Consider the following 18,467-nt stretch of genomic DNA (forward strand, 5'->3'; position numbering starts at 1 on the left):
GCCTAAACCCAAAACGCCGAGCTTATACAAGCTCGGCGTTTTAGTGCGTGTCTAGCATTCTTATTTCTTAGCTATCAGTAATTGATACTTTGCCAATACCTTATCAAGCTCCTTGGCAATGATCGGTTTGGCGATGAAGCCATTCATGCCGGCTTCAGAGTAAGCCTCCTGATCTGATTGCATGACGTTGGCCGTTAACGCAATGATTGGAATATCAGCGCCTCGGGCTCGCAACTCTTTCGTTGCACTGATTCCATCAAGTACTGGCATTGAAATATCCATCAAAATCATATCTAGCTTGTTCAGTCCGCTATCATCGATGTCTAAGACTTCTTGCCCATTGTTGACAATCATTACCTTATGGCCACGCTTTTCTAGCATGAGTTTCGCAACTAACTGATTCGTTGGACTGTCTTCTGCCACCAGGATATTGAGTTTTGGTAAATGCTCAACTTCAACAACCGGAATTTCGATTTCAGAGCCTTCAGCTTCTAGAGTGTCTAATGGCAAAATAACAGTAAAACAACTGCCAATACCCAGTTTACTTTGCAGTTGAATTTCACCTTGCATTTTTTTAATCAGATGCTGACTAATTGCTAAACCCAGTCCAGTACCACCATACTTTCGAGTAATACTGCCGTCGGCCTGTTTAAAAGGTTTAAACAATTGCTTCTGTGCTTCGGGTGAAATGCCAATCCCCGTATCAGTTATTTTCAGGTATAACTTGTTATGGCTTTGAGTTACATCTACAGAAACCGAACCTTCATTAGTGAACTTGATCGCGTTTCCAACAAGGTTAAACAACACCTGGGAGATTCGGTTTTTATCACCGATAATTTGCTCCGGAACTTCATCGTTGATATAACTATAAAGCTTGATCCCTTTCTTTTGAGCTTGATCTTGCAGCTGAGTAATAACTAAATCGATGCAGTCGAATAAGCACAGTCTGCTATTGAACAGCTCAAAGCTTGTTGATTCAATCCGCGACAAATCTAATATGTCGTTGATAATTGTCAGCAGTAACTGTGCAGATTGGTCCATCTGGTTTATCCAGCCTTGCTGCTTTATATCTAATCCAGAATCACCTAGCATATCTAACAAACCTAGCACTGCATTTAATGGCGTCCGAATTTCGTGACTCATCATCGCTAGAAATTCAGATTTTGCCTTGTTGGCATCTTCAGCTTGCCGTTTTGCCTGCTTTATTTCTTCGATCTGTTGCTTTCTACTGGTTATGTCTTTTGCGGTACCTCGGTAACCCAACAGCTGACCTTGCTTATTAAAGTAAGGTGTCCCACTGAGACTAATCCAAAGTCCACCTTCATCTTCAGGCAATTGCCACTCGAGATCTTCAAATGCGACTTGATTTTCAAAGATCGCCTGTAACCGATCACGATATTTTACAGAAGCTCCAAATATGTCGAGGATACAATTACTATCAACGGTATGGTTAGTCAGATTTGATGATGATATATAAGTAAAGCGGTACTCAGGATCAACCTCCCAGAACCAATCACCGACTGTTTTCGCAAAATCTTTAAAGCGCTGCTGACTATGTGTAAGCTCTTGTGTGCGGGCTGTAACTAACGACTGCAAACGCTCACGGTAATCAATATCAATGATGGCCCTTTCTAACAGCGGCCGGAATCGTTCAAGCACCCTGCGGCAATTAGGGGTAAACTGCCCTTTTTCCGTATGGATAAATAGCAAGAGCGCGTCGCCAGAGCTGACCTTTACACCAGTAAGCAATACAGACTGGCAGTACGATACCATTTCTGGTGAGAGCTCCTTAAATTCATAAACTTGGCTTGGGTCGTAAAGTACAATACTGTCGCCATTCAACGAACGGATAAACGTATTTCCAATAGGCCAAATACTTGATTCAAAAAAACGACAGGTTGTTACCAACTCTTGCAGCGGTGCAGTTTCGTCTTCGCGGGTTAATACCAGTGCATGCTCAAAACCGATATATTTTCGCAATACAGACAATAAGCTATTGAATACCTGCCGTTTGTTGTTAGCTCCGGCCATTGCAGCAATACCCGCTAAAATTGCTGTATTTTCATCCCGTAATTGTTTTTCTCGCTCTCGTGTTCGCAATAAATCAAGCAATGTTTCTTGGAGCTTTTCAGATTCATAATTTACCATTGCTTAATCCTTGTGAAACAAAACTGCTGAAATCATCAAGTTACCATGGGCATTTTCGCCCCCTACAAACTGTCCTTGTTCGCCAAATGTAAATGGAGCGACAAAAGGTGCTGTCTGCATCGCACTTTTGACGTACTGAGCAACTTCTTTCATACGATGTTGTACGCGGAGCATGCAACCTGCACAGTAAATAGTAATACCGCCGATCGGGTTAAGGCTTTCCTCGTTGGCATAAATGTTACTTGCTGCATTCACTACCCGTCCGGCGCGGGTAACTAAGCGCTCCTCGGTGCCTTGCATGAAGTACAGCGTCTCTCCTAACTCCACTTTAGCAAATAAGGTTATCCCGCCCCGATCAGTGGTTTTCAATGGGTGAGCTAATTTAAAATATGGTAGTTCATGAACAACACCGGCTACGCGACCAAGTGGGTTTAAGCTACTGTTATTTATTATATTTTCAGCGTCACTCATAGATAGGTTCATCCAGTTTTGATAAACCTCGATAGCTGGTTTTCCATCAAGTTCAATAAGCTCCCTGCCCTCGACTTTGGTTGCCTTGGCAAACTGACCAGTACTGGCATAGCCAGAATGGAACGAGTAGCTGATATGACAAGATGGATAAATGACACTTATCCCGACACCTTCTTGTGTGTTCTGCTCGTGCGTAAAAATGGACCAGTTGCCCTTTATATGATCATCGGCCGCACTCCCTCCGATGATTGGAACTGAAGTGCACAGTTCATCTTCAATTCCCTGAATGATTTCTTCTTCATATCCTGGGCTCGCATGAAGTACGATAAGTGCCGGTAACTCGCCAGAACGACCACTGTTAGCGATGGCTTTTAACAATGCTTGCCTTGCCATCTCATATTTTGAATGGTTTGTAGAAACAATGGCTGTTCCGTAAGCTCCATGAAAATCGGATATTGCCCAAAGTGCGACCCCTCGACCATGGTGGTATCCGCTTTCTGTCATCACTCCCTGACAAGATGTACACCCCAATACTTGTGCGTTTGGGAAGGCGACAATCAGCGCTTCCTGTAAAGTGACAACGTCAAATTTCTCCGAAAAGTAAACAAGAATCAATTTGGGGTTAGCAAGCTTTGCTTGTAATTGTTCGATGGCCTCTTGAATGGCATCAGATGCTATTGCCTGTGAAGAAAAGCTTGTTGCGATATCCATGGGGAATTTATCTATAGATTATTTTGATTTGTAACGTTACCCAAGTAACTTTAAGTAAAACTGAGTGGAATACAAACCATTGAAGTTACGTACGCATATTCTTACATGCATCCCATGTAGTGTCTGCTTTTTTATTGTAATAAATTAAAGATCTGAACGTAATGACCGCTACTGATAAGTATACCCGAACAATTTGAAGTGACTGGGTATAGGATAGCATTTGTAGCGGTTGAATGATGAGGGAACGATGGAATACAAAGTGGTACTGGTAACAGGTGGCGCAAACGGTATTGGTAAGGGAATTGCGAATTACCTTTCAAAAAATATGCTGGTCATTGCCGTTGATATTAATGAGAATGCTGGATTCCAATTGGTTTCCGAAAATCCTCTCATTCGCTTTAAACAGCTTGATGTCACCAAAGAACAGCAAATTGTTACTTTAATTGAAGAGATAACATCGCAGCACGGAAGGCTTGATGCTGTTATTAATAATGCTGCTATTGCCACCCCTTATAACGCCCCTCTACACGAACTGGATATTCATGATTGGAATAAAGCGTTAGCCGTAAATTTAACGGCTCCTATGCTGATGGCAAAGCACACTTCACAATTACTTAAGAACACAAATGGCTGCATTGTAAATATTGCTTCTACCCGCGCACTACAGTCCGAATCAAATACCGAAGCTTATAGTGCAACTAAAGGTGGTATTGTTGCATTGACACATTCCTTAGCAACAAGCTTGAGCCCCTGTGTTCGAGTGAACTGTATCTCTCCGGGATGGATACATACTTCTGAGGAACAGTTAAGCGAAACCGACACACACAACACCTCACCGGACGTGTCGGTAACATAACTGATATCGCCTCAATGGTGGCATATTTGCTCTCTGATGAGGCGGGATTTATTAACGGTCAAAATATTATCATTGATGGCGGTATGACAAAAAAAATGGTTTACAGCAAATAAATCCACCTTCCCACCTCCCCTCTGGAATACAATATCAGCTAACAATTATAGGATAATTACAGGGTTTAGTTAATCAAACCCTGTAATTGCAAATTAAATTATATAACCTATTTATTTTTAATTACTTTTTCGTTGTAAAAACAGCAATTATCTTTTTCTTTCCCTGATTGATATTTATTGCCCACTGCATTTCGTCGTGCATGCATTCAGGAACACTAAATCGGCCAACCCAACCCTCTGGCTTTTTCTCAAACGTGACCGGAATAATACCCATATACATGTTGACACCTTCAACCGTCGCTTCTGGCTTAACATCTATGTTATGAATTTGTATCTCGATAATCTGATTTGCTACAGCTGGATAAGGCGATAAAGAGAGTTTTAACGATTTATTGCTCTGAGTATTAATACATTTTTCTGCTGTTAGCTCGCAGGTTTCTGCATTTATACTTCCACCCTCACTTTCGTCATAGGTAACTGTTCTCCATACGAATGCAGTGACCAATACGGTCATAAGAAATATAATTTGGATAAATCTGCCTTTAGTCAGCTTTTCTGCAGCCATGATTTTACGTGCTTCCCATGTTACAGAGGTCAAAGTTTTCACATAAATGTTGCTTAACCGTAAACATCCTGTGGGCTTGACCCTGTCAATTATTGGTTATCTAAAGTAGTATAAGGCACTGAAAATGCCACTTTTACAACAAAATAGCAATTTAATTACTGGGGGATTTAAAAAAGCAAACCTGTAATTATTGAAGCTTTGGGTGGCATTGCGACAACTTGTTGTTCGCACAAGGAAAAGAGTGTAGTTGAACAATTAAAATTGGAAGCATGCAACATGAGCCAAGTAAAGCAGCTTGAACAAAACTACAACTATACGGTCGTTCGTCAATTCACCTTGGTTACCATACTTTGGGGAATTGTCGGAATGGGCGTTGGTGTATTGATTGCCGCTCAGCTGGTATGGCCGGCACTAAACTTCGACCTTCCTTGGTTGACATACAGCCGTTTACGACCATTGCACACTAATGCAGTGATTTTCGCATTCGGTACCAGTGCACTATTCGCTACGTCTTACTACGTAGTGCAGCGCACATGTCAAGCAAGACTGTTTGGTGGAAAATTAGCGTCGTTTACCTTCTGGGGTTGGCAAGCTATCATTCTATCCGCGGCAATTACACTGCCGTTAGGGTGGACTTCCGGTAAAGAATACGCAGAGCTGGAATGGCCGATTGATATCGCCATTGCTGTTGTCTGGGTTTCCTATGCCATCGTTTTCTTCGGTACTATGATTAAAAGAAACACGTCGCATATCTATGTGGCGAACTGGTTCTTTGGTGCCTTCATCCTAACCGTTGCTGTTCTGCATATTGTTAACAGTATGGCTATCCCAGTATCAATGAGTAAGTCGTATTCGGTTTATTCTGGTGCTGTCGATGCCATGATTCAATGGTGGTACGGACACAATGCGGTTGGTTTCCTGCTTACTGCAGGTTTCTTGGGGATGATGTATTACTTTGTACCTAAACAAGCCGGCCGGCCTGTTTATTCATACCGTCTGTCTATTGTTCACTTCTGGGCATTAGTTTCTCTTTACATCTGGGCAGGGCCTCACCACCTACATTACACCGCTCTTCCTGACTGGACTCAGTCTCTGGGAATGGTGATGTCACTGGTTCTATTCGCTCCATCTTGGGGGGGGATGATCAACGGTATCATGACGCTATCTGGTGCATGGCACAAACTTCGCTATGACCCTATTTTGCGCTTCTTGGTTGTATCACTGTCGTTCTACGGCATGTCAACTTTTGAAGGCCCAATGATGTCGATTAAGACTGTTAACGCCCTATCACACTATACAGATTGGACAATCGGCCATGTACACTCTGGTGCGTTAGGCTGGGTAGCAATGGTATCTATTGGTGCGGTTTACCACTTAATCCCTAAATTGTTCGACCAAGAACGTATGTACTCAATTAAATTGATTAACGTACATTTCTGGCTAGCAACAATCGGTACAGTTCTGTATATCGTGGCAATGTGGATTTCTGGTGTGATGCAGGGGCTGATGTGGCGTGCGGTTAACACCGACGGTACGCTCACTTACAGCTTTGTTGAGTCGCTACAGGCTTCTTACCCATTCTACTTCGTTCGTTTTGTAGGCGGTGCAATCTTCTTGGCGGGTATGTTCTTAATGGCATACAACGCATACAAGACAATTCTTGCACCAAAAGAAAGCCTGAAAGCCACAGAGCAACCAGCATAAGGAACACCGACAATGGCTAATAATCGTCATGAAATTGTAGAAAAAAATGTCGGCCTTCTTGCGATCCTCATTGTGATTGCTATCAGTTTCGGCGCCCTGGTGGAAATTACCCCACTGCTGTACCAAGACCAAACAACCGAGCCGGTTGAAAACCTTCGTCCGTATACGGCATTGGAAATGGAAGGCCGTGATGTGTATATCCGTGAAGGATGTAACGTTTGTCATAGCCAGATGATCCGCCCATTCCGTTCTGAGACTGAGCGCTATGGCCACTATTCTGTAGCCGGTGAAAGCGTGTGGGAACACCCGTTCCTATGGGGTTCAAAACGTACTGGTCCTGATCTCGCTCGCGTAGGCGGCCGTTATTCTGATGACTGGCACCGTGTTCACCTTCGTGATCCTCGTGCGGTTGTTCCTGAGTCCAACATGCCAGGTTTCCCTTGGTTGGAAGAAAATGTGCTTGATGGCAAATTGACATCGAAAAAGCTCGGTATTTTTAAAAATCAATTTGGTGTTCCGTACACTGATGAACAAGTGGCAAACGCTGGTGAAGAAGTGAAAGGCAAGACTGAGATGGATGCGCTCATTGCCTATCTCCAGTCACTCGGTCACGCAATGAAATAAGGGGGTACCATGGATATCGGAACCATTCATAGCATATGGACATTAATTCTGTTCGGTAGCTTTATTGGTATTGTCCTTTGGGCTTACAGTAAACGCCAAAAATCTCGCTTCGATGAAGCTGCGAACCTCGTTTTCGCAGACGAAGAAAAAGATATGGCAACGCGTGAGAATGACAGGAGTTAGAAAACATGACTACGTTTTGGAGTCTATGGATAACAATCATCACGCTGGGTACCCTAACCGGTATTGCTGCCCTATTGATTTGGTGTAGCAAGGATAAAATGGGTGTTGAAGAAGGTGAGGATATGGGGCACGAATACGATGGTATTCGTGAGATCAACAACCCACTGCCTAAATGGTGGTCCTACATGTTCTGGGGCACCATTATTTTCGGCCTGCTCTACCTATTCCTTTTCCCTGGATTAGGTAACTACAAAGGCTTCTTGGGCTGGCAGAGTTCAGATCAAACCGTGCGTTCTATCGAGGAATCCAAGTTGGCGATTGCCAATGCCCAGAAAGAGCAACGTTTGAACCAGTATGCAAAAGAGTTGGATGATGCCCAAGCACGTTTTGGCGAAACATTCAAAACCCTAGCATACGATGCTTCTGGCACCACTCTGCTTCCAATTACTCAGATCGCTGAAAATGAAGAAGCTATTAAGGTCGGTCAACGCTTGTTTTTGCAGAACTGCGCACAGTGCCACGGCTCTGATGCCCGTGGTCAGCTTGGTTACCCTAACCTAACTGATAATGCTTGGTTATACGGCGGTGAAGCTGAAACTATCAAGACGACACTCATGGAAGGTCGCCAAGGTGTAATGCCCGGTTGGAGTGAGACGCTTGGTAAAGATGGCATCACTGAGGTTACCAGTTACGTACTTAGCCTGTCCGGCCGAAGTGTGAACGCTAAAGAAGCAGCGGCTGGTAAACAAAAGTTTGTTGTATGTGCGGCATGTCATGGTACGGATGGTAAAGGTAACCCAGCATTTGGTGCACCGGATCTGACGGACAATACGTGGCTATATGGCGGTTCTCGTCGTGCGGTAGAGGCAACTATTGCACACGGTCGCCAAGGCGTGATGCCAGCGTGGAAAGATATTCTGGGAGAAGAAAAAGTTCAGGTTATCTCGGCTTATGTCTGGAACCTAAGCGACGACACACCAGAATAACAAACCAACCAACACTCAGTTACAATTTGTTCATTAATTTCGTACAAATATCTGAGACTTAACGACTAGCCCCTGTTATCTTCAGGGGCTAAATCCCTCTAAGTAACATAGGTATTCAATATGGGTAAACCTTGGTATAAGCAGTTCTGGCCATGGTTCGTTTTTGCCATCCCTGCTACTTCAATTGTCTATAGCCTGACAGCTGTGTATATCTTTTCTCAAAATAAAGTCGATCTCGTCGCTGAAGATTATTACAAAAAAGGTAAGGCAATTAACCTAGACCTATCACGCCTTCGAGTAGCCGATGCCTTGAACTTGAAAGCTCAAGTTGCCGTTAATGACAGTGATATCAATGTTTTTTTCAATAAAGGTGATCTAGATAACTATCCAAATTTGCGTGTGACATTCACACACCGTACTCTAGCTAATAAAGATTTTACTCAAATGGTGAGCGCCGATCTTTCAGGGACTTATCGCTTTGAATCTCCAGCGATTTTAGATGGTCCATGGTTTGTCGAGTTAGAACCATTTGATGGAGACTGGATGTTACAAGGACGTGTGAACTTGCCATCATCCGACCCGATTTCGCTGTACGGGCAGATTAAGGAATGACGAAAGACTGTTACCACTGCGGCGATCCTGTTCCACAGGGTTGCCAGCATCATGTAGAAATACTTGGCAAAATACGTGACATGTGCTGCCCTGGCTGTGAAGCGGTAGCACAAACCATTGTGGATAGTGGCCTCACCTCTTATTACGAATACCGCACGGCACCGGCGGAAAAAGCCGACTTGGTACCGCAACAGCTGCAATCACTCCTACTTTATGATCATGATGAAATTCAACAGGAGTTCGTTCGTGATAACGAAAATAGTAAAGAAGCGTCACTGTCACTCGATGGGGTTTCTTGTGCGGCCTGTGCTTGGCTAATCGAGAAGCAAGTTAAACGCGAACCAGGTGTAGTTTCTATCAGGGTCAATACGACTACTCACCGAGCCCTATTAGCTTGGGATCCTGAAAGCGTAAAGCTCAGCCACCTTTTAAGTGTTATCCATCGTTTAGGCTACAAAGCCGCCCCTTTTGAAGCGGATGCTCAAGAGCAACAATACCACCGCACCATGAAAGGTTACCTATATCGACTTGGCATTGCGGGTATTGCGACCATGCAAGTCATGATGCTAGCCGTCGCACTGTATTTTGAGATCTTCGGTGACTTAGATGCCGAGTTCAAAAACTACCTCCGCTGGGTAAGTTTAATTTTCGCCACTCCCGTTTTACTCTACTCTGCCCTGCCGTTTTATCTCAACGCCTGGCGTAATCTTCGGGCAAGAACACTAGGTATGGATGTCCCTGTCTCTATTGCCTTGCTGTTTGCCTATGTTGCTAGCCTCTATGCAACTGTGATGGAAAAAGGCGAGGTGTTCTTTGAATCAATTTCGATGTTCACTTTCTTCTTGCTGCTCGGTCGCTTTCTCGAAATGAGGGCACGCCGACAGGCTGCTGCTGCCAGCGCCAACCTACTCAAGTTGGTACCCGCAATGGCAACATTGGATGATGGTTCACAAATTGCGGCTAAGACACTAAAAGCTGGTGACGTTGTCACTGTACTACCAGGTGAAAGCCTTCCGGCCGATGGCGAAATAGTAAAAGGCCAAACGGCAATTGATGAGTCCATGTTAACCGGTGAATCCATGCCGGTTACAAAAGCGACTAGCGATATGGTTTACGCAGGTACTATAAATGGCGACAGCCACATTACCTTGAAGGTCACCAAAGATCGCCAAAACTCTTTGATATCCAATATTGTTCGACTGCAAGACGAAGCACAGAGCTCGAAACCAAAGGTTGCAGAGGTTGCAGATATTGTTGCCCGCTATTTTGTTGCCGGTATTTTGATTATCTCTGCGGCTACTTGGCTTTACTGGCATCAACACCGTCCGGAGGATGCCCTTTGGATCACGCTTGCCGTCTTGGTTGCGACCTGCCCTTGTGCACTCTCCCTTGCGACGCCAACTGCGCTGACATGTTCAACCTCTAGCCTCGGACGTCTAGGCATTTTGTTACGCCGTGGCCACGTTCTTGAAACATTATGCAATGTGAATCAACTCGTTATAGATAAAACAGGCACGCTAACCGAAGGTAATATCCGGCTGGTTAACACACAGACCTTCAACAACCATTCACAAGAACAAGCGTTGCAAATGGCGGCGGAGCTCGAACGCTTTGCGAATCACCCCATCGCGCGGGCATTTTCTGTTTACCGTGATGAGGCACCACGGTTTGATGAGGTAGAAAATGTTATCGGCAGTGGCCTTAAAGGCTCTATTGATGGCCAAGAGTGGCGGATTGGTAAAGCTGACTTTGTGCTAGACACTAACCCGAAAAAAGATCAATTGCTTGCATCATGTGATAACCACTATCAAGTTTGGCTAAGCTGTAATAGTGAGCTTGTGGCGAGCTTTATGTTGGATGACCCTATCCGAGAGGATAGCCCTGAACTGATTAAACAGTTTCAGGCAGAAGGTATTCAAGTCACTATGCTAACCGGTGACCATTCAGCATCAGCACAAGTGGTAGCCGATAAACTAGGCGTTGATAACCTTAGAGCAGGAGCCTCTCCTGAAGGCAAATTGGAATACCTTAGAAGCTTAAGCAAAGACAAAGTAGCCTTGATGATCGGTGATGGTGTTAACGATGCCCCCGTACTGGCGGGTGCACACCTTTCTGTTGCTATGGGCGGCGGAACGGATATAGCCAAGTCATCGGCTGATATGGTATTGCTGGGTGATCAACTATCCCGTATTTTACGTGCCAGAAAGCTAGCCCAGAAAACACGAAAAATTATTCGTGAGAATCTGGCTTGGGCACTGGGATACAACTTGATCATTCTACCGCTGGCGGTGGCAGGCTTTGTTGCCCCTTACATTGCGGTTGTGGGTATGTCAGGCAGTTCTATTATCGTTGTTTCAAATTCCTTAAGGTTATTAAAAGAAAATGGCTAGTCTTTACTTATTAATACCTATTGCGATTGTATTTGTGTGCATCGCTGTCGGGATTTTCCTCTGGGCAGTTCGTACTGAACAGTTCGAAGATCTTGAGCGCCAAGGCTACGATATTCTTTTCGATGAAGATGAGTCAAAGCCGACCGAAAGCAAGATTAAGCAGTCTGAAAATGAAATAAGTGATAGCCATGATAACCGCTGATTTTTATGCAGCCTTCGTTATAGGTTTGATGGGGGCTGGACACTGTTTAGGGATGTGTGGAGGCGTATCTGCCGCTCTGACTCTTGGTATTCAAGGTAATCAACAATCTTCCCGCTGGCCGTATTTAGTGTTATATAATCTGGGTCGAATCGCATCGTACATGATTGCCGGCGCGATAATAGGCAGCGCTTTTGCAAATCTAGCAAGCTATAGCGGACAAGTGACAGCTTTAGCTGCTTTACGCTTTCTTGCTGCTACGATGATGATTTTACTCGCATTATACATCGGTCAATGGTGGCATGGTGTCAGTAAAATTGAAGTCATTGGTGAAGGCTTATGGCGTTACCTCTCACCGGCCGCAAAAAAACTGTTACCTTTACGTAGCCCTTTTGCCGCGATTCCCTTTGGAATGATCTGGGGGTGGCTACCTTGTGGTTTAGTGTATTCCACTTTGAGCTGGGCGGCGGTTGCAGGGAGCGCTACCTCGGGTGCAAGTGTGATGCTTGCATTCGGTTTGGGCACGCTACCTGCCATGCTAGCAGTGGGCTCAATGGCAAACCAGTTACAAAAATGGCTTAAGAACCTTTATTTTAAAAGAGCGAGTGCCTTGCTGTTATTGGCCTACGGGGTTCATACTGGTTATATCGCAATCAAACAAATAATGTAGGCTTTTTTAATACTCGTCATAATGATTCATATTATGGTAAAATATTGACCTACATCAAATTGGTTAGACAGGCTTATGATTCCAGACAAACTAACAACCAAACGAATCCAATCAGGCGGATGTGCTATCCACTGTCAGGATTGCAGCATCAGTCAGTTGTGTATTCCATTTACGTTGAATGAGTCTGAGCTAGATCAGCTGGATCAAATTATCGAACGCAAGAAGCCCATTCAGAAAGGCCAAGAGCTATTCAAAGCTGGAGATGAGCTGAAATCGCTATACGCAATTCGTTCGGGTACAATCAAAAGCTACACCATCACTGAACAAGGTGACGAGCAGATCACAGCTTTCCACCTGGCTGGCGATTTAGTAGGTTTTGATGCCATCAATGAAATGATGCATCCGAGCTTTGCCCAGTCTCTGGAAACATCGATGGTATGTGAAATCCCGTTTGAAATTCTGGATGATCTGTCAGGGAAAATGCCAAAACTTCGTCAGCAAATCATGCGCCTGATGAGTAACGAAATTAAAGGGGATCAGGAAATGATTTTGCTGCTCTCCAAAAAGAATGCGGAAGAACGCTTGGCTGCCTTCCTATACAATTTGTCTCTACGTTTTTCACAGCGTGGCTTTTCTCCTCGTGAGTTCCGCCTGACAATGACCCGTGGTGATATCGGTAACTACTTAGGCCTGACGGTTGAAACGATCAGCCGCTTACTCGGACGTTTCCAAAAGTCTGAAATGCTCAGTGTAAAAGGGAAGTACATTACTATCCTTAATCACGAAGAGTTAGCAAAACTTGCAGGTGTAAACAAAAACACTATCGCTTAAAATAATTGCCTAAGTGAATGTTTATAAAGAGTGATACGCGAGCCGTATCACTTTTTTTATATTAATTTTCTCCCTCCACTCCCCTATTTCTTCCCTTTACGTTACAGTTATTAGTATCCAAAGACGCTTTTTCGTTACGTTACAAGCAAGCACCCGATTTGGGTTAAATTACTCTGAATGTTTCTCTGCCCAAAAGTGACAGATCGATATCATTCCTTTGAGGGAACAGAGACTGGTTTAGACGCCAACACGGTTTGTGTAAGGGGGCCGTTATGACCAAGTACAGCAATATACTCGTTGTTGTCGATCCTGAGCAGGATCATCAACCAGCATTGTCTCGCGCTATACATCTTGCTCGTCGTTCCGACGATGTAAAAATCACCCTTTTCCTCGCTATTTATGACTTCTCATACGAGATGACCTCGATGCTTTCAGCAGACGAGCGACAAGCCATGCGCCGAGGTGTCGTTATGCAGCGTGAAGAGTGGCTAAAAGATATCATTCGTCCATATACTGACGACGGTTTTAACATACAGCTTACTGTTGTATGGCATAACCGCCCGTATGAAGCCATCATTGCAGAAGTCTTTAGCAATCATCATGATCTGCTGATCAAGGCGACACATGATCACGATAAAATCGGCTCTGTGATATTCACCCCAACAGATTGGCACTTACTGCGTAAATGCCCTTGTCCGGTTCTGATGGTAAAAGATCATAGTTGGCCCGAAAACGGAAAAGTCCTTGCCAGTGTTAACCTTGCTGCCGATGACGAAACCCATGATAAGCTCAATGATTCCATTGTAAATGAAGCGAAAACGGTAGCTGATTTGCTTGGAGCAGAGGTTAACCTTGTCAATGCCTATCCAGCGACACCGGTTAACATCACGATAGAACTTCCGGAGTTCGACCCTGCCTCCTATACCGATGCGGTAAGGGGCCACCACTTGAAATCAATGAAAGCGCTGCGTCATAAACACGGCTTACCTGAAGAGCAAACCCATGTGCTTGAAGGGTTACCAGAGGATATCATTCCTCAGGTTGCTCAAGATATCGATGCCGAGCTGGTTATTTTGGGAACAACGGGGCGTACAGGCTTATCCGCTGTATTTATTGGTAATACAGCTGAGCACACAATCGATAGCTTGAATTGTGATTTACTGGCTTTGAAGCCTGATGGTTATGTCAGCCCGTTAAGCCCTAACATTTAGCAACGCAATACGGGTAAAGAAAAAGCCTCGAAAGAGGCTTTATTTGTTGAATCGTCTGCTTCTTACCGCAACTCAATAGGCTGAACGGGCTGTACTTGATTGCTGCCTGGTTTTTCTTCGGCATTCGCGAGTTTTTTCAACAAGGCTGTCAGGTACAACTCATTTCTGATCTTATCGCAGTACGCATGGCTTATGTTTCGTCGATTCCACTCACTAGCGATGGCGACCCGTGTATGCGTAGCCTTTCGCCCAAAGGCATAAGTCTCACATATTTCAAGATTACTCATTTGTTGAGGCGTCTTCGTTACTGTACTACTGCGCATACCCAACTCTTGTGATTGCGAAGACGAGCAGCCAGCTAATACGGTCAAACTCAGTGCAACAAATATTGTTTTGATAGGCAATGTACGGCGAACCATGTTCAGTATAAGCATAATATTGATTTATAATGATTTGTTGTCTTTCACCATTATAACTGATTACGATTCACATCCTATCAATATTCACTTTTGCCGTGACTCTCATACAAGGTTTTCTTTTCAACATAAGAAAAGGGCCGACGCTTTCGCATCAGCCCCTCTAACGGAGTCGATTCGGGTGTTAGTCAGCAGTATTATAGTGATAATCAAATACTGAGTTGCTAGAGTCTTGTACTCGGGCATCACCAACATGTCCTGCAGGCATTGAAGCATCACCTGAAGTGGTTAGCTGAGCTTCCAGTACACTCATTGTCGGTGTAGTCGCCTGCTTAATCAAATGAGCCGTCGGAGCAGTGCGCTCACCCGCCGTTGATAGGTGGTAATCCAGTATGTCATTTGCCATAACTTGTGAAGACAGAACCAAAGCGCCGATGATAACGAAAGCTGATTTTTTCATAACCTACCTCTATGTGTATTATCAGTACCCTCTGTCCCTGAGAGTGTTGAGAAAGTTTCAGTGAGGTTTTAGAACTCCCTCACTTGATGTACACATAATATGATGCCAGTTGCCTAAAAACCATGGCAGGAATGGATTAGCGAAATACCAATAACGCATCTCTGAACGTTAGCTTAATGCAAATTTGCCATTCCAAGATTACTCATCAGGCCGAGATAACTTAAGTTGCCTGATTTCTTGTTCAAGCCACTGATACTTTTCTGTGTTCCAATGCCGCTGATTATATGCAATGACAATATCCATAATATCACGCCGACCAGTATTCTCTTTCTCATCCATTTCGACAAATTGAAATTTATTATGATCGATGACCTGGTATAGCTCACGAGGAGCTATGAATAGCATGTCTTCACTTTTTAGGGCTTGAAGAATGGGTATGGAGTGCTGACTACGGAAGGCTGGCTTTGCATTCAAGCTCACATACTTTTTAACTAATTCAATTTGCTCGTTAAAGCCCGGCACCACCATCCCTGCCCAACGATAATTATCTAGCTCTTCAATAGGGATTGATTTTTGCTCATCCACTAACCCCCGACGACAGATAAACCCAAACTGGCTCTTCGCAATGTTCTTTTGATAGATGGCCTTGGGGGTTAGTAACGGTTGATAGGTGATAGCTAAATCACAACTACCATCTTGCAATTGCGACACCGTACTTGACCCAAAACTGTATAACTCGAGTTCTACTTTCGGGCAGTGGTGATTGAAAAGCCGATAGATCTCCGTACCGTAGCTCTCAATTAAAAAACCATTAAGCGCGATTCGAAAACGGCCTTCCATCTCGGAAGGATCAAACTCCCTGCTTTCTAATGCTCTATCGAGTTGTGAATAGATACCTGGCAAAACGGCGGCCAGCTCTTCTGCACGTGGGGTTAATTTTAAACCACGGTTATGGCGAACAAACAGTTGGTCACCTAACGCTTCGCGTAATCGTGCTAATGCTCGACTCACCGCTGGTTGGCTGGTCTCTAGTTTATCGGCAGCACGGTGAGTATTAGGTTCCTCTAATAGAACAAGGAGCACTTTCAGTAAATTTAAATCGAGCTTGAGAATATTCATCGTAGTTACTCCACGTGCTTTATAACTTTCAAAGCTAATCCTTTGATAATAAATAAACACTTAAATAAGTAAAAGGCAATGATTAGTTTATCGGCCGTAAGAGTCAGCTGAATTTAAACAGGTACTTAAAGATATTCTTGCTGATAGCCTTTTTCCATCAAATAGAACCTAAACCTAAACCTAAGCTGAAAGTTGCTATAAAAGACCGTATGCTATATTCAAAAATCACTCGTTTCCTATTAAAATACACCGTTTTGTAAATCAGACAGTGCTCACCCTTTCGAGAGTTAGCATATATCAAATAAGTGACTTTGATACATATTTTCATCATGTATTCAACGACATGACTTTAGGTGAGTAATGAAAAAAGCAATATTTTTAGGTATAGCCATTTTAGCACTCAGTGGCTGTAACAGTGATGATGTCGATCCGCAAGCAAGCGAGAAATATTGTGCTTCTGTCAAGCTATCTGATAATCAATACAAAATAGATAAAATTAAATCTGACTATCACAGAGAGAACATAGAACTAGATGGAGACTATTGTGAAAACTACGATAAGTATGTTTTCAGTAAAGTAGAATCTGCAGACGGGGAAGCTAATTTCACCTACGATGCCCCTTTTTTAGTCTCTGAATTTGACGATACTTTCTATACTATCGGTATGGGAAAGGAATATGGAGCAAATGATGAAATTCTTTCGTTAATTATCTCCTCGGACCTAAACCTTGATAATCTTGATGCAAGAATTAAATTACTAGTCAATACCCCTATTTTACCAGGCATATTCGGGAAATATTCTTATTTCGATAAAAGCCTTGCTCAAATTATTGAACATACAGAAGATATTGACTGGGTAAATGTTGATTTTGATGATTTTAACTGGATTGATTTTATAATAAATAATCTCCGAGATATAATTGCACTTCAAGATGAAAAATTTGACACCATCGATGATGCTATTGCCTTTGATCCACATTTTTCTACATCGATAAATGCAGAAGAGTTATCCGACATATACAATAACACTCTCAACTTTTAACTAAAAAAGGCGACCACAAGGTCGCCTTTTTTATGCATATGACATGAGTGACGTTAAACGTTAGTCACGTCAATAAACATTGATTCATCGATATTACTTGATGAAACTGTTGCCTCACTAAACGCGTACTCTTCCCTTTCACCTTCACGATCCAGTGGAAGATTAACGAAATCAAACAAGTTTTTATCAGCCAACTGACTTGGGCTGACATTCTGGATTGATTTAAAAATACTTTCTACGCGCCCTGGTGCCTTCTTATCCCAATCGGTCAGCATTGCTTTAATCGATTGGCGCTGCAAGTTTTCTTGAGAACCACACAAGTTGCAAGGAATAATTGGAAATTCCTTATGCTCTGCGTATTTAATCAGATCTTTTTCACGGCAGTAAGTCAGTGGACGAATAACCACGTTTCGTCCATCGTCAGAACGTAGTTTTGGTGGCATCGCTTTAAGGCGAGAGCCATGGAACATGTTCAAGAACATTGTCTCTACGATGTCATCCATATGGTGCCCAAGAGCCAGTTTAGTCGCGCCAATTTTTTCAGCAAACGAGTACAGCGTACCACGACGCAAACGAGAACATAGGCCGCATGTAGTTTTGCCTTCTGGGATTTTCTCTTTAACTACAGAGTAAGTATCTTTATCTACGATGTAGTAAGGAATATTGAGGCTCTCAAAGTAATCCGGCAGGATATGGTCTGGGAAGCCAGGCTGCTTCTGGTCTAGGTTAACAGCGACAACGTCAAACTTGATTGGTGCTGCTTTTTGAAGATTCAATAGGATATCTAACATCGCAAATGAATCCTTGCCACCACTTATGCATGCCATTACAACATCATTTTCTTCAATCATGTTGTAGTCGATAATGGCATTACCAACATTTCTTCTAAGGCGCTTATGAAGTTTGTTGAATTCAAGTGTTTCTTTTCTAGTATCTGTATGATTCATTGCGATTTCTCACACTGTCGGCAATGCCGACGGTTGATTTCCTGATTGGATTTTCGTAAGGCGAGGATTATACGGATTTTTCAAGCCAGTTGAAATATTTCTCTATGATAAAAGAAAGCCACATCCTATGATGTAATGCCATTCGGTTAAGCACTAGCGCTTATATCTCAATGGATATCGGCTAGGAATATAGAGCACTGAACGTGGATA

Annotated in this window: 20 protein-coding genes; 13 read left to right on the top strand and 7 right to left on the bottom strand. The window is 43.5% G+C overall.

Translation table 11 applies throughout. The annotated features are described in order from the left end of the window. Nucleotides 1-60: 60 nt before the first annotated feature. Entirely contained in the window at nt 61-2,148 is a 2,088-nt protein-coding gene (locus tag NHN17_RS17650; RefSeq protein ID WP_255043975.1) for an ATP-binding protein, read from the bottom strand. A gap of 3 nt (nt 2,149-2,151) precedes the next feature. Beyond that, complete coding sequence (locus tag NHN17_RS17655; protein ID WP_255043976.1) at nt 2,152-3,330, bottom strand: FIST signal transduction protein; 1,179 nt, start codon at nt 3,328-3,330, stop codon at nt 2,152-2,154. Nucleotides 3,331-3,577: 247 nt separating this feature from the next. Here NHN17_RS17655 and NHN17_RS17660 point away from each other — a divergent pair, with 247 nt between their 5' ends. Then, complete coding sequence (locus NHN17_RS17660) at nt 3,578-4,186, top strand: SDR family NAD(P)-dependent oxidoreductase (protein WP_255043977.1); 609 nt, start codon at nt 3,578-3,580, stop codon at nt 4,184-4,186. Nucleotides 4,187-4,191: 5 nt separating this feature from the next. Continuing rightward, a complete protein-coding gene (locus NHN17_RS17665) occupies nt 4,192-4,299 on the top strand; it encodes an SDR family oxidoreductase (RefSeq protein WP_309243489.1) in 108 nt (35 codons plus the stop codon). 121 nt (nt 4,300-4,420) lie between these two features. Here NHN17_RS17665 and NHN17_RS17670 read toward each other — a convergent pair whose 3' ends face one another. After that, nucleotides 4,421-4,906: a hypothetical protein gene (locus NHN17_RS17670; RefSeq protein ID WP_255043979.1), complete on the bottom strand. Its 486-nt coding sequence runs from the start codon at nt 4,904-4,906 to the stop codon at nt 4,421-4,423. A 234-nt stretch (nt 4,907-5,140) separates the two neighbouring features. Between NHN17_RS17670 and ccoN the strand changes: the two genes are divergently transcribed. The 10 genes from ccoN to uspE all read left to right on the top strand — a co-directional run bounded on the left by ccoN (nt 5,141) and on the right by uspE (nt 14,274). Next, a complete protein-coding gene (ccoN, locus tag NHN17_RS17675) occupies nt 5,141-6,568 on the top strand; it encodes a cytochrome-c oxidase, cbb3-type subunit I (RefSeq protein WP_255043980.1) in 1,428 nt (475 codons plus the stop codon). Between the two features lie 12 nt (nt 6,569-6,580). Beyond that, nucleotides 6,581-7,192 (top strand): cytochrome-c oxidase, cbb3-type subunit II, encoded by a 612-nt coding sequence (gene ccoO, locus NHN17_RS17680; RefSeq protein WP_255043981.1) that lies wholly within the window; start codon nt 6,581-6,583, stop codon nt 7,190-7,192. A 9-nt stretch (nt 7,193-7,201) separates the two neighbouring features. After that, nucleotides 7,202-7,375: a cbb3-type cytochrome oxidase subunit 3 gene (locus tag NHN17_RS17685; protein ID WP_255043982.1), complete on the top strand. Its 174-nt coding sequence runs from the start codon at nt 7,202-7,204 to the stop codon at nt 7,373-7,375. Between the two features lie 5 nt (nt 7,376-7,380). Beyond that, nucleotides 7,381-8,361 (top strand): cytochrome-c oxidase, cbb3-type subunit III, encoded by a 981-nt coding sequence (ccoP, locus tag NHN17_RS17690; RefSeq protein ID WP_255043983.1) that lies wholly within the window; start codon nt 7,381-7,383, stop codon nt 8,359-8,361. A 120-nt stretch (nt 8,362-8,481) separates the two neighbouring features. After that, nucleotides 8,482-8,973, top strand: coding sequence for a FixH family protein (locus NHN17_RS17695; RefSeq protein WP_255043984.1), 492 nt, complete (start codon nt 8,482-8,484; stop codon nt 8,971-8,973). Continuing rightward, nucleotides 8,970-11,363: a heavy metal translocating P-type ATPase gene (locus NHN17_RS17700; protein ID WP_255043985.1), complete on the top strand. Its 2,394-nt coding sequence runs from the start codon at nt 8,970-8,972 to the stop codon at nt 11,361-11,363. Before NHN17_RS17695 ends, NHN17_RS17700 begins: the two co-directional genes overlap by 4 nt. Next, complete coding sequence (gene ccoS, locus NHN17_RS17705; protein WP_255043986.1) at nt 11,356-11,565, top strand: cbb3-type cytochrome oxidase assembly protein CcoS; 210 nt, start codon at nt 11,356-11,358, stop codon at nt 11,563-11,565. Before NHN17_RS17700 ends, ccoS begins: the two co-directional genes overlap by 8 nt. Then, nucleotides 11,555-12,232: a sulfite exporter TauE/SafE family protein gene (locus tag NHN17_RS17710; protein ID WP_255043996.1), complete on the top strand. Its 678-nt coding sequence runs from the start codon at nt 11,555-11,557 to the stop codon at nt 12,230-12,232. Before ccoS ends, NHN17_RS17710 begins: the two co-directional genes overlap by 11 nt. Before the next feature lie 75 nt (nt 12,233-12,307). Then, nucleotides 12,308-13,063, top strand: a complete 756-nt coding sequence (fnr, locus tag NHN17_RS17715; protein ID WP_255043987.1) for a fumarate/nitrate reduction transcriptional regulator Fnr — start codon at nt 12,308-12,310, stop codon at nt 13,061-13,063. A gap of 272 nt (nt 13,064-13,335) precedes the next feature. Then, nucleotides 13,336-14,274 carry a universal stress protein UspE gene (gene uspE, locus NHN17_RS17720; protein ID WP_255043988.1) on the top strand — a complete coding sequence of 313 codons (939 nt, stop codon included), beginning with the start codon at nt 13,336-13,338 and terminating at the stop codon, nt 14,272-14,274. Between the two features lie 62 nt (nt 14,275-14,336). On the opposite strand, the gene NHN17_RS17725 is transcribed toward uspE, so the two are convergent. The 3 genes from NHN17_RS17725 to NHN17_RS17735 form a co-directional block, all read right to left on the bottom strand. Beyond that, entirely contained in the window at nt 14,337-14,708 is a 372-nt protein-coding gene (locus NHN17_RS17725; protein WP_255043989.1) for a hypothetical protein, read from the bottom strand. 166 nt (nt 14,709-14,874) lie between these two features. Continuing rightward, entirely contained in the window at nt 14,875-15,150 is a 276-nt protein-coding gene (locus tag NHN17_RS17730; RefSeq protein WP_255043990.1) for a hypothetical protein, read from the bottom strand. A gap of 198 nt (nt 15,151-15,348) precedes the next feature. After that, the gene (locus NHN17_RS17735) at nt 15,349-16,269 is read right to left on the bottom strand and encodes a LysR family transcriptional regulator (protein WP_255043991.1); all 921 of its coding nucleotides are present in this window, start codon (nt 16,267-16,269) and stop codon (nt 15,349-15,351) included. A gap of 360 nt (nt 16,270-16,629) precedes the next feature. On the opposite strand from NHN17_RS17735, the gene NHN17_RS17740 reads away from it, so the two are divergent. Continuing rightward, nucleotides 16,630-17,310, top strand: coding sequence for a hypothetical protein (locus NHN17_RS17740; RefSeq protein WP_255043992.1), 681 nt, complete (start codon nt 16,630-16,632; stop codon nt 17,308-17,310). Between the two features lie 53 nt (nt 17,311-17,363). On the opposite strand, the gene ttcA is transcribed toward NHN17_RS17740, so the two are convergent. After that, nucleotides 17,364-18,257: a tRNA 2-thiocytidine(32) synthetase TtcA gene (ttcA, locus tag NHN17_RS17745; RefSeq protein WP_255043993.1), complete on the bottom strand. Its 894-nt coding sequence runs from the start codon at nt 18,255-18,257 to the stop codon at nt 17,364-17,366. Nucleotides 18,258-18,467 lie beyond the last annotated feature (210 nt).

Source organism: Photobacterium pectinilyticum, assembly GCF_024357955.1.
Taxonomy (GTDB): Bacteria; Pseudomonadota; Gammaproteobacteria; order Enterobacterales; family Vibrionaceae; genus Photobacterium; species Photobacterium pectinilyticum.